Consider the following 11,742-nt stretch of genomic DNA (forward strand, 5'->3'; position numbering starts at 1 on the left):
CAAAAAATATTAGATAACAATAAAGATAATAAAAAACCTAAGATACTTACTTTAGTTCTCAGGTTTAATAAATATTTAGGTTATCAAAAAAATTTATTTGTTGTCGCCAAAACTATATATTTTGCAACCAGTTTATAAAATATATTTTTTATTCAATTTTCACTTGAGCTCCTAAATTTTCTATTTGTTTTTTGATTTCTTCAGCTTGTTCTTTATTAACATTCTCTTTAATTAATAAATTAGCATTTTCAGATTGACATGCTGATATTAATTCTCCAATACTAAAACCAAAATTTTTAACTAAATATTGAATGACCGCAGTACGAGATTGACCCGCAGAAGTCATAATAATTTTAAATTCTGTTTGCTCATTTTTTTCTACAGCAACATCTTCATTAGTGCCACTTACATTAGCGACATTTTCCATTTTAATACCAAAAGAATCTTGAATTTTAGTTACCAATTCTTGCAATTCTTTAACCTTCATATCACCTAAAAATTGAATAATTTGTTCTATTTTATTATTTTCTGCCATTGTTAATCTCCTATTTATAATTCAAATTTTATTTATTTTAGCAAATAATTGAAATATCTATATAACATTAAAAAATTTATTTCTTACTAATTTAAACTTTTTTGTTTTTTTGTATTAATAATTGTAAAACAGTAATTATATTTTTAACAGGCGCTGAAACACTAAATAACAACATAGATAATAATGCCGATTTAGATGGTATTTGCGCTAATTTAACTATTTGATCCGGAGAACAAATTTCATTTTCTATAATACCGAAATTAATTTTTAAAAATTCATTCATTTTAGAAAATTTGTATAAAACATTTAAAGAAGAGAAAATATCCGAAGAATCAGACAAAGTCCAAAATAAAGCTTTGGGATTTTTAAATTCGATTAATTCGTCATATTTTGACTTAATTAATGCTCTTTTAATAATATTATTAGGTACTACTTGAAACTTGCACGGAACTAATTCTCTTAATTGACGGCGCAAATTAGTCAAATCACTTACCTTCGATCCTTTAAATTCTAATAAAACAACTAAATTAGAATTATCAATATTTTGAGATAAATAATCAACATAATCACTTTTCTCTTTAATAATAGATTTTAACATAAATCGTTGTTTCCTTTTTTAAACAATATAAATTTATCAACAAATAATATAAATCAAAAAATTAATTTATAAAAGACAAAATAAAAAATAATTAAATAATAGTTTTTTCAATTTTACCTAATCGATAAAGGATCAACTTTAATACTTGGAGACATAGTAGAAGAAATAGTTATATTTTGAATTAATTCGCCCTTAACTGTTTTAGGTTTTATAGAAATCAAATGATTATATAAAAAAACCAAATTTCCTATTAATTGTTCTTTATTAAACGATAATTTTCCTATTACCGTATGAAGATTACCAAATTTATCTGCTTTATATTCCATTCGGCCTTTTTGAATATCCTTTATAATTGGCTCTACATTTTCTGTCATAGTTCCTAATTTTGGATTAGGCATTAATCCTTTAGGCCCCAAAAGTTTTCCTAACTTGGTCAAAGAAGGCATAAAGCTAGTAACAGATATCAAAACATCAAAATTTGTCCAACCATTAGATATTTTTTGAATTAATTCCTGATCACCAACAAAATCTACACCCAATTCTTTAGCTTTCTGAGCTTGTTCTCCTTGAGCAATTACAACAATACAAAATTTTTTACCTAAACCATAAGGCAAAACAACAGAACCACGTATATGTTGATCTACTTTTTTATGTTCAATATTTAAAACAAAAACGCATTCAGCAGTTTCATCAAATTTTGCAGTTTTAATATTATACAATAATTCAACGGCATCATGCATTTTATAAATTTGATTAAAGTCTATTTTTTTACTAACTGATAAATATTTTTTACTTCTTGTCATAAATTTTAAGCCTTATATACTATATAACCATATGCCTTTCTTTTTTTATTTATCAAATATAATAAATTATTATTTTTCCACAACAATTCCCATGTTAATAGCAGTTCCTTCTATAATTTTAGAAGCTTGTTCAACTGAATAAGCATTTAAATCTGGCATTTTTAATTTTGCTATTTTTACAATTTGATCATATTTGAGAGTAGCTACTTTATTTTTAACCGAATCAGAAGAACCTTTCGAAATATTAGCAGCTTTTTTTAATAAATCGCTTGTAATCGGAGTTTTAACAATAAATTCAAAACTTTTATCATCAAAAACTGTAATTTCTACTGGCAAAGTAAAACCTAATTTATCTTTAGTAGCTTCATTAAATCGAGAACAAAACAAAGGAATATTTACTTGAGCTTGTCCCAAAACAGGTCCTATAGGAGGGGCAGGGTTAGCTTTACCAGCTAAAATTTGTAATTTAATTTTTTTAACAACTTTTTTTGCCATTATAATTTATTTAATACCAACCTCTTTGTTTCTAAAAATTTGTAAAATTTAATCAATTATTTAAAAAACTATTTTATTAATAAAAATAAAAAATATTATTTTCAAAATCAAAAATCAATTCATTAAATATTTTAATAATCGAAATATCCAAAATATTCATAGTATTATAACATATTTCATCATACTAATTAAATTTATCAACTAATTTAAAATAATTATTTTAATCTAATTAATTTCTTTAAAAGAAGAAAAAGAAATTTCTATAGGTGTAGCTCTGCCGAATAACTCGATTTCAACCATCACTTTATCTCTTTCATAATCTACTAAAGACACTCTACCTACTTGACCAGCAAAAGAACCGTTTATAATTTGAACTTTTTTATTAATCAAATGATCATAATTAGGTTTAGAAATGATCCCCATTTTTAACAATATAGGATTGATTTCATTTTCAGTTAAGGGTATAGGTTTAGAACCTTTTTCTTTTTTAATAGAACCTAAAAATCCAGTTACTTTAGGAATGTTACGAACTATAAACCAAGACTGATCGGTCATAATCATTTTAATAAAGATATAACCAATATAAATTTTTTTCTCTATTTCTTTTTTAGTTCCATCAGCTTTAATTTTAATATGTTTTTCAGTAGGACAAATAACTTCATGAATCAAATTTGATATACCGATACCGCTGTTAGCTATTTTTAATAAATCTTGTTGAACAACTTTTTCATAACCTGATTGAGTTTGTACAATATACCATTTAGATTTAAAAAGAGTTTTATCCTCGTTAATTATATCATTATCAATTATTTTATTATTTTTTATTTTTGATTGCATTTTAAAAACACCTAAATATAATTCTATCAATAATTTTTAATTTAATCATTACAATAAAATTAAATTCTAAAAATTAATTTTAATTCAAAATTTTTTAAGCAAAGATATCATATATATATCGTAACAATATTGAAACAAATTTAAAATAAAAATTAAAATAACAGTAAACACAAAAACTTGAATAATTTGCTTAAAAATTTGAATTTTTGTCGGAAAACTAATAAAACGAAAATCAAAAAAAATTTTTCTTATAAAAGGAAAAATACTAATCAAAAAGAAAATAATAGATACCACTAATAAAGAAATACTTAATTTATTAGAAAAGTGATGAACACAATTGCAACAAACTCCCAAAAAAACCATAGATAAAATAACACAAAAAATATTAATTAAACTATATTCTTCCTTCAAAACTTGCATTAAAGGAATTGTTGGTTTTTCTTCAAATTTTTTATATGCCACAGTTATCTCCTTTATATTTTTTATATAGATAATTTTATTCATCTAGTTTCTTCGTGAATAATGTGTTTTTTGCAACAGCAACAATATTTTTTTAAAACTAATTTTTGATTACGATTATGAATTTTGACACGATAATTACGACTCAAACAAATCTTACATATTAAAATATTACTCTTAACCATTATTCTTATATTTTTCGATCTTAAACAATAACCTTATAAATTTTAATAACTTAATAAAGATAAATAAAATACATTACATTATAAATTTCTAAATCAAGATAAACTTTTCTCAATATTATAACATGATTAAATTATAAATAAATTAATATTTTTTATTTTTCATATATAAATAAAAAATAATAATGGCCGCTGAAACACTGACATTTAAAGAATTAACCATACCTTGTGTTGGAATACTAACTAAATAATTACATTTTTTTTTCAACAAAGAGCGTATTCCTATACCTTCATTACCTAATATAATAGCTAAAGACTGATCTAGAGGAATAGTATCTAAATTATTATCTATTCCGATTTCAGTTCCAATAATTATAAAATTAAATTTTTGCATAGTTAAAATAGTTTGATATAAATTACAAACTAAAAAAATATTAACATACTCTAAAGCTCCGCTAGAAGTTTTAGCTACTGTACTGTTCAAAGGAACCTGATGTTTTTTACTTACAATAATTCCATCAAAATCACTTGCTTCTACAGTACGTATAATTGCTCCAAAATTATGAGGATCTTGAATAGCATCCAAAATTAAAAATTTAACTATTCTATTTGATTTTTCTGTTAAATATTTTAATAAATCTTGTCTATACAAATAATCTTGAACCTCTGCTACTACCCCTTGATGATTACTATTTTGAACTTTATTATTTAATTGATGTTTATCTAAATAACAACAATTCGAGTAATGACGTAATATAAAATTTAAAAAAACTTTATCTTTCATACAAGGATTGATATATAAAAAATAAATTTTTCTTTGAGCTTTAATAGCTTCTTTAATTATGTTTTTACCATAAATAATTACCATATAATATAAATTCTTTCGAAAATTTTAAACTTCAATTTAATCTTATTTCTTAATTTTCCATAAAATTAACAAATTAATTATTAATAATATAAAAAACTCAAAAGATCTAATCAATATAACATTCCAAATAGATACCGTAATTCCATAAATAAAAGGAATCTTGAAAATAAAAATCAATAATAATAAAGAAAAAATAAACATAATACTCGAAAACAACATAATTTTAAACTTATTAAAAGGACGACAATTCATAAATAAAATATTAGCAAAAATAAAAGCAGTTACTAAAGTTAATAGATAAGATATTTGATAATTAGATTGAAAGTTATTAAATAATCCTTTATATAAAGTTAATATTAAAATATAATTAACACTAATTAATACTCCGTAAATGCCTGATTTTTTTAAAATATCACTAATAAAACAATTGTTTAAAGGTTTATAATTAGATTCTAAAGATAAGAAAAAAGAAGGTATGCCGATAAAAAAAATATCAATAAAATTCAATTGCAAAGGAGTAAAAGGGAAAAAAACTAAATTATTACTAAAAAAATTATTAATTATTGTAATCCAAGCTAATAAAAAAGTAAAAATAGTTTTAGTTAAAAAAACAATGGAATTTTTTTCTAAATTATTAATTAATCTACGACCTTCTAAAAAAACAGACGGTAAAGAATCAAATTTAGAATTTATTAAAATTAAATTAGCAACATTTTGAGCAGCTTTGCTTCCTGAAGCCATAGCAATAGATAAATCTGATTCCTTAAAAGCTAAAATATCGTTAACTCCATCTCCGATCATAGCAACTTTTTGATTTTTATTTTTAAAACAAGTAATTAACGTTTTTTTTTGTTCTGGAGTAGCTCTACCAAAAACATCATATCGAATTGATAAATCACATAATTTTTCAGATTCTATATTAGTCAAATTAATAGATTTTTCCGGAACCGAATTAATTAAACCAATTCGTTGAGCTATATAACCTGTAGTAAAAGCATTATCGCCAGAAATAATTTTTATTTTAATACCTAAATTTTGAAAATATTTAATAGTTTCGTAAGCATCTTTTTTAATAACATCTTCTAATAAAATTAAAGATACAACTTGATAATTAGTATTTATATCAATTTTAGATAAAAAATCATTAGTATGAACTAATAATAATACTCTATAACCCAAATTAGTATATTCTTTAATGTCTTTCTCGATAATCTCATCTTTTTGTTTTAATAAAAATTCTGGAGCGCCTAATAAAAATGTACCTATTTTTTCAAATTCAATAGCACTATATTTTCTTATACTAGAAAAAGCTTGAAGATTTTTCACTGGATAAACACTTTGGGAATTTAAATAATTATTAAAATGATTATATAAAGCCTTTTGAGTAGGATTATTGTCAGTAGAAAAATGTTGAACAAAATTAGCCATTAAATAATTTAAATCAATAGTATCATCATTAGAATATTTTAAAATTTTTTTAACATTCATATTCCCATCGGTAATAGTACCAGTTTTATCTAAACATAATATATTTATTTGAGATAACATTTCAATGCCTAATAAATCTTTCATATAAGCTTTACGTTTAAATAACCTAATAAATCCTAAAATAGAAATCATGCTCATTAACAAGAATAATCCAGAAGGAGTCATACCTAACATAAAACCGCATATTCCTAATAAATGATCACTAGTTAAATTATAAGAATTAAATTTATATGAACAAAATAAAATTATAGTAGTAGGTATTGTTGCGAAAAAAATTAATTTCACTAATATCGAAAATGTTTTCATTAAAGGTGTTTTAATTTTTTGATATTTTTTAGCTTGTTTAATCAAATTAGAAACATAAGTATCTTCCCCTAAAGCAATAACATTAGCATAAGATAAACCTGAAATAACATAACTACCAGAATATAAAATATCGCCTGTTTTTTTTAAAACTGATTTAGATTCTCCTGTTAAAAATGATTCATTTACTTCTACAACTCCATACTTGATACAGACATCAGCTACAATTTGATTGCCCAAACTCAATACTAAACAATCACCTACCACTAAATTAGAATTAGCAACTTCTATAATATGACCATCTCGAATAACTTTAATATTATTTGGCAAAATTAAATTAATTTTATCTAAAGTTTTTTTTATTTTAATTTCTTGGACAATACTAATAATAATATTTAAAGAATTAACTATTAAAAAAAATAATTGATCATAACGTCGCATTTTTAAAATAACAATAACAATCACAAGTAATAACAAATTTAGACATGTAAACAAATTATTACAAATAATAATCAAGATATTTTTATCATTATTGATTGATTTATATTGTTTTTGATTTTTCAATCTTTGAGTTACTTCATCAGTAGTAAGGCCGAAATGACTTAAATCTTGATATAAAAAATTATTAATTACAGAATTCTCCAAATTTGTTTTATTAATATCGTTATTCATATTTTCACCTGCTCCGAAATAATAATTACTTAAAATTTATTATCAAATAAAATTTTGTTGTAATAAAATATTTCTAAAAAAATCTGCTTGATTAAAATCTTTTAAATTTTTAGCTTGCTGCCATAAATAATAATATTCAATCATCTGTTCTGTTACATTATTTAAAACAATTGAAATATCTAAATTTTTTAAAATATAAATTAAAGTATAATGTAATTCAGATAATAAAGACAAATTATTATTTATATTTTTAAAAATATTTTTTAATATTTGTTCAATCAAAGTAATAATATTGGGAGTATCCATATCATTCTGCATAAATTGGTGCATTTGTTGTAAATAAATTTTATTCATTTCATAATTATAAACATTGTTAATTATTAATTTAAAATTAACTTTATTTAAAATTTTTACTATTTTAAAATACTTGATTTGAATCTCATTAATTAATTCTTTTGTATAATTAATTGGTTTTAAATAATGAAAATGACAAAAGAAAAATTTAATAATATTAGGGTCTTTAATTTCAGTCAATAAATCTTTTGCTAAAACAACATTTTTCAAAGATTTACTCATTTTATGATTATTATAATTAACATGTCCTATATGCATAAAATAACGAGCTAAAGGTTTACCTTCGCTAGCCATAAATTGAGCTTGTTCATTTTCATGATGAGGAAATTTTAAATCATGACCTCCACCATGAATATCAATAGTATTTCGAAAAATTTCTCTAATCATTACTACACATTCAGTATGCCATCCAGGACGACCCAAAAACCAAGGACTAAAATAACGAATACCAATATTAGTTTTTTTCCATAAAACAAAATCTTCAGAATTGTGTTTTAGAAAAACATTTTTATTATTAATATTTTTATATAATTTATTAATCTTTTGGCCACTTAAACAACCGTAATTAACAATATTCTTATTACAAAAATAAACACCTTCATTAGTTAAATAAGCATATTTTTTTTCTAAAAGCAAGTTAATATATGCAATCATTTGATCGATATAACAAGTTACCGAAGGAAACTTATTAATTTCATGAATATCTAATTTATCTAGCAAATGAAAAAATTGTTTTTTGTAATAATCAGCTATTTGTTCCTCAGTACTTTTATTCTGAATAGCAACTTGAATAATTTTATCATCTAAATCAGTAATATTAACCACCAAAAAAACTTTAAAACCTATAGATAATAAATATTTCTTTAATAAATTAAAAAAAATTAAAGATCTAATATTACCTATATGAAGGTGATCATATACAGTAGGACCGCAAACATAAATGTTAACTTGTGCATTATTTAAAGGAAAAAATTCTTCTTTAATACCAGTTAAAGAATTATAAAATTGTAACATTAATAAAAACCTTTTTATTATATTTTTAATTTCTTTTTAAATTTAATAATAAAAATTTAAATTTTTATAACATTTTAAATTAAAACTGAAATTATTTTAGTAAAATAAATAATTAAAAAATTGATGTAAATTTTTCTAAATTTTTCAATACTTTATCTTTACCCAAAAGTTCTAAATAATCGAATAAATTAGGGCCTTGCGATTGACAAGTGCATAATATTCTAACTGTTTTGAATAAAATTTTTAAATCCATATTAAAATTCTGTTTTAAATTTAAATTTAAAATTATTTTTTTTAATTCGGAAGATTTAAAAATATCTAATTTATTAAAAATTCCTGACAAAAAAGGTATCAATTCATAACCTTTATGTTCGATTAAAAAACATTTTAATTCTTGAGTCGCTACATGATCAATAATAAAAAAACATTTATATAAATCAATAATTTCTTGAATATAATATATTCTATCACGTAACAAAGCAACTAATTTAATTATTCGATCATGTTCTAAATCAATTTTAGATTGTTTAAAATAAAAATTAACTTTAATAGCTAATTCTTCTAAAGATATTTTTTTTAAGTATTCTTTATTAATAAAATTTAATTTTGAAATATCAAAAACAGCAGGATCTTTGCTAAAACGCTTGATATCAAATAAATTATTAATAAGCTCTTTATTTAAAATAGTTTGGTTTGTTTGCGGAGAAAATCCTAAAAAAAATAAAAAATTCAAAATTGCTTCGGGTAAATAACCTAAATTCCGATATTGCTCAATAAACTGAATCTCGTCACAATTACGTTTGCTCATTTTTTGTTTATATTGATTTAAAATTAAAGACATATGGGCGAAAACAGGTATTTTCCAATTAAAAGCATTATAAATCATTATTTGTTTTGGGGTATTAGTGATATGTTCTTCTCCCCGAAAAATATGAGAAATTTTCATTAAATAATCATCTATAGCAACGGCATAATTATAAGTAGGATAACCATTTTCTTTTAATATAATCCAATCTTCTATATCTTTGCTAGCAAAATTAATAGGACCACGAATCAAATCTACAAAAGAATATTGTTGATATTTAGGAACTCTGAAACGCACTATATAATCTTTTTTATCGTTATTAGAATAAACTTTATATGCTAAATTATTTTCTAATAATAATTTTGTATATTTGCCATAAATGGATAATCTTTCTGATTGTCTATAAGGCCCATAAGATCCTCCGACATCAGGACCTTCAGACCAATTTAAACCTAACCATTTCAGCTGTAATAATTGTTTTTCTTCGCTACCGATGACGTTACGACCAACATCTGTATCTTCTATACGAATAATAAAAGAACCTTTAAAAATATAAGCAAATAAATAATTGAAAAATGCTGTTCTAGCATTACCAATATGTAATCCATTACCGGTCGGACTAGGAGCATAACGAACTCTAACAGATTCCATAATCATCCTTTTTTCAAAAAAAAAATAAATAATTGAGTATTAAATTTCTTTTAAATCTTAAATGTATCAAAATTATAAAAAACAAATTAACGTTTAGAAAATTGAGGACGAGCTCGTGATTTTCTATAACCAGGTTTTTTACGTTCTACAATACGCGCATCTCTAGTTAAAAATCCTGCTTTTTTTAAAACACTTCTTAAAGAAGGTTTAGCCATAAGTAAAGCTCTAGAAATGCCCAAACGAATAGCTTCTGCTTGAGAAGTAGATCCTCCTCCGTAAACAATCACTTTAATATTATAACAATTTAATTCATTAGTTAATTTTAAAGGTTTTAAAATTTCTGAACGATTAATAGGAGACGATATATATTCTTCAAAACTTCTATTATTAATTATAATATTACCTGATCCAGTTCTTAAAATTGTTCGTGCCACAGAAGTTTTACGCCTTCCAGTACCATTAAATTGTATTATTGTCATAAAACTATTACACCTCTAAAATTTCTGGATTTTGAGCATTGTGTTTATGAATATTATCAGCATAAACAAACAATTTCTTTCTTATCTTTCGACCTAATTTATGTTTAGGTAACATACCAAAAACTGCTTTTTCGATTATTCTATGAGGAAATTTTTGCATCATCTCAATAAATTTTACTTGCGTTAAACCACCTGGATATCCTGAATGTCTATAATATTTTTTTTGATGGATTTTTTTACCTGTTAAAGTAATTTTTTTAGCATTAATAACTATCACATAATCACCATTATCAATATGAGGAGTATAAATAGTTTTGTGTTTGCCCATCAAAATAGCAGAAATTTTAGTTGCTATCCTTCCTAAAATTTTTTGATTAGCATCAATAATATACCATTTTCTTCTTAAATAATTTTCACTCATACTAGTAGTACGATTTAAATCAGTTAAATTTTTATTATAAAGAACTGTATTAGTGTTATTATTCATAAATTAAAAAAAATCTCCATTTAAGATAAATTAATAAAAATATTTTAATTAATAAATTTATATAATTAAGTAGGTAAAATTGATTTATCAACTAAAAATAAAGGTATGAAAGAATAAAAAAATATTTTTATTATAAACATAAAATTTAATAAAAATAAAAAAATTTAAAATTTTAATAATAAAAAATTTGATTAAATATATAAAGAAATATCAATAAAAAGTTATAAATTACAAGATAAATCCTTATAAAACAAATATAACAAAATTATATTAAAATCTAACAATAATGTCAAGTATATTAAAATAACTTTAATAAAATATAAACTATAAGATAATAAGTATAGATTATTTACATTTCGATAACCGAATTTATTTTTATGATATCTATTAAACAAAGTCTAAATCCAAATCGAAAGATCAAGTTTTCCGGCATCCGGTTTTTTCATAAATTTATCTTCTTGTGAAGACTAATTTTGAAAACACTGATTATTTATTATTATTATTCTTATTTTATTAAGTTATTTAGTATCATGAATAATATTTGATTAGTTCTCTGACGATAACCATTCTTACATAACATGATCTTTTATTTCTACTTCACATACAACGACAGTTATCATTGCAAACATTTTCATATGATAGATTTATTATAATAACTGAACCTTTCTAAAATTAAAAAGACTTTACATTTTTTTTTGCAATCAATCCTAGA

Annotated in this window: 13 protein-coding genes; all 13 read right to left on the minus strand. The window is 22.4% G+C overall.

Translation table 11 applies throughout. The annotated features are described in order from the left end of the window. Positions 1-148 precede the first annotated feature (148 nt). Positions 149-535, minus strand: a complete 387-nt coding sequence (locus OC701_RS00870; protein ID WP_304514230.1) for a ribosomal protein bL12 — start codon at positions 533-535, stop codon at positions 149-151. A 91-nt stretch (positions 536-626) separates the two neighbouring features. Next, a complete protein-coding gene (gene rplJ / locus OC701_RS00875; protein ID WP_304514231.1) occupies positions 627-1,133 on the minus strand; it encodes a 50S ribosomal protein L10 in 507 nt (168 codons plus the stop codon). Positions 1,134-1,246: 113 nt separating this feature from the next. Continuing rightward, the gene (gene rplA, locus OC701_RS00880; RefSeq protein ID WP_304514232.1) at positions 1,247-1,936 is read right to left on the minus strand and encodes a 50S ribosomal protein L1; all 690 of its coding nucleotides are present in this window, start codon (positions 1,934-1,936) and stop codon (positions 1,247-1,249) included. A gap of 69 nt (positions 1,937-2,005) precedes the next feature. After that, positions 2,006-2,431 (minus strand): 50S ribosomal protein L11, encoded by a 426-nt coding sequence (gene rplK / locus OC701_RS00885; RefSeq protein ID WP_304514233.1) that lies wholly within the window; start codon positions 2,429-2,431, stop codon positions 2,006-2,008. Between the two features lie 225 nt (positions 2,432-2,656). Then, a complete protein-coding gene (nusG, locus tag OC701_RS00890) occupies positions 2,657-3,268 on the minus strand; it encodes a transcription termination/antitermination protein NusG (RefSeq protein WP_304514234.1) in 612 nt (203 codons plus the stop codon). An 84-nt stretch (positions 3,269-3,352) separates the two neighbouring features. Next, positions 3,353-3,730, minus strand: coding sequence for a hypothetical protein (locus tag OC701_RS00895; protein WP_304514235.1), 378 nt, complete (start codon positions 3,728-3,730; stop codon positions 3,353-3,355). A 38-nt stretch (positions 3,731-3,768) separates the two neighbouring features. Further along, positions 3,769-3,912, minus strand: coding sequence for a 50S ribosomal protein L33 (rpmG, locus tag OC701_RS00900; protein ID WP_304514236.1), 144 nt, complete (start codon positions 3,910-3,912; stop codon positions 3,769-3,771). Between the two features lie 142 nt (positions 3,913-4,054). Continuing rightward, positions 4,055-4,777, minus strand: coding sequence for a 23S rRNA (guanosine(2251)-2'-O)-methyltransferase RlmB (rlmB, locus tag OC701_RS00905; RefSeq protein WP_304514237.1), 723 nt, complete (start codon positions 4,775-4,777; stop codon positions 4,055-4,057). 42 nt (positions 4,778-4,819) lie between these two features. Continuing rightward, complete coding sequence (locus OC701_RS00910) at positions 4,820-7,240, minus strand: HAD-IC family P-type ATPase (protein WP_304514238.1); 2,421 nt, start codon at positions 7,238-7,240, stop codon at positions 4,820-4,822. Positions 7,241-7,282: 42 nt separating this feature from the next. After that, positions 7,283-8,608 carry a cysteine--tRNA ligase gene (gene cysS, locus OC701_RS00915; RefSeq protein ID WP_304514239.1) on the minus strand — a complete coding sequence of 442 codons (1,326 nt, stop codon included), beginning with the start codon at positions 8,606-8,608 and terminating at the stop codon, positions 7,283-7,285. Between the two features lie 112 nt (positions 8,609-8,720). Continuing rightward, positions 8,721-10,064 carry a glutamate--tRNA ligase gene (gene gltX, locus OC701_RS00920; protein WP_304514240.1) on the minus strand — a complete coding sequence of 448 codons (1,344 nt, stop codon included), beginning with the start codon at positions 10,062-10,064 and terminating at the stop codon, positions 8,721-8,723. Between the two features lie 86 nt (positions 10,065-10,150). Next, entirely contained in the window at positions 10,151-10,543 is a 393-nt protein-coding gene (rpsI, locus tag OC701_RS00925; RefSeq protein ID WP_304514241.1) for a 30S ribosomal protein S9, read from the minus strand. Between the two features lie 7 nt (positions 10,544-10,550). Continuing rightward, complete coding sequence (rplM, locus tag OC701_RS00930; protein ID WP_304514242.1) at positions 10,551-11,030, minus strand: 50S ribosomal protein L13; 480 nt, start codon at positions 11,028-11,030, stop codon at positions 10,551-10,553. Between the last annotated feature and the right edge of the window lie 712 nt (positions 11,031-11,742).

The organism is Candidatus Phytoplasma bonamiae (assembly GCF_030586845.1).
In the GTDB taxonomy this organism is placed as follows: Bacteria; Bacillota_I; Bacilli_A; order Acholeplasmatales; family Acholeplasmataceae; genus Phytoplasma; species Phytoplasma bonamiae.

What these genes read in the sequence shown, in the direction of transcription:
- rlmB (WP_304514237.1), bottom strand. Translation starts at nt 4,777, where the DNA reads ATGGTAATTATTTATGGTAAAAACATAATTAAAGAAGCTATTAAAGCT.
- rpsI (WP_304514241.1), bottom strand. Translation starts at nt 10,543, where the DNA reads ATGACAATAATACAATTTAATGGTACTGGAAGGCGTAAAACTTCTGTG.
- rplM (WP_304514242.1), bottom strand. Translation starts at nt 11,030, where the DNA reads ATGAATAATAACACTAATACAGTTCTTTATAATAAAAATTTAACTGAT.
- OC701_RS00870 (WP_304514230.1), bottom strand. Translation starts at nt 535, where the DNA reads ATGGCAGAAAATAATAAAATAGAACAAATTATTCAATTTTTAGGTGAT.
- rplK (WP_304514233.1), bottom strand. Translation starts at nt 2,431, where the DNA reads ATGGCAAAAAAAGTTGTTAAAAAAATTAAATTACAAATTTTAGCTGGT.
- rplJ (WP_304514231.1), bottom strand. Translation starts at nt 1,133, where the DNA reads ATGTTAAAATCTATTATTAAAGAGAAAAGTGATTATGTTGATTATTTA.
- rpmG (WP_304514236.1), bottom strand. Translation starts at nt 3,912, where the DNA reads ATGGTTAAGAGTAATATTTTAATATGTAAGATTTGTTTGAGTCGTAAT.
- rplA (WP_304514232.1), bottom strand. Translation starts at nt 1,936, where the DNA reads ATGACAAGAAGTAAAAAATATTTATCAGTTAGTAAAAAAATAGACTTT.
- cysS (WP_304514239.1), bottom strand. Translation starts at nt 8,608, where the DNA reads ATGTTACAATTTTATAATTCTTTAACTGGTATTAAAGAAGAATTTTTT.
- gltX (WP_304514240.1), bottom strand. Translation starts at nt 10,064, where the DNA reads ATGGAATCTGTTAGAGTTCGTTATGCTCCTAGTCCGACCGGTAATGGA.
- nusG (WP_304514234.1), bottom strand. Translation starts at nt 3,268, where the DNA reads ATGCAATCAAAAATAAAAAATAATAAAATAATTGATAATGATATAATT.
- OC701_RS00910 (WP_304514238.1), bottom strand. Translation starts at nt 7,240, where the DNA reads ATGAATAACGATATTAATAAAACAAATTTGGAGAATTCTGTAATTAAT.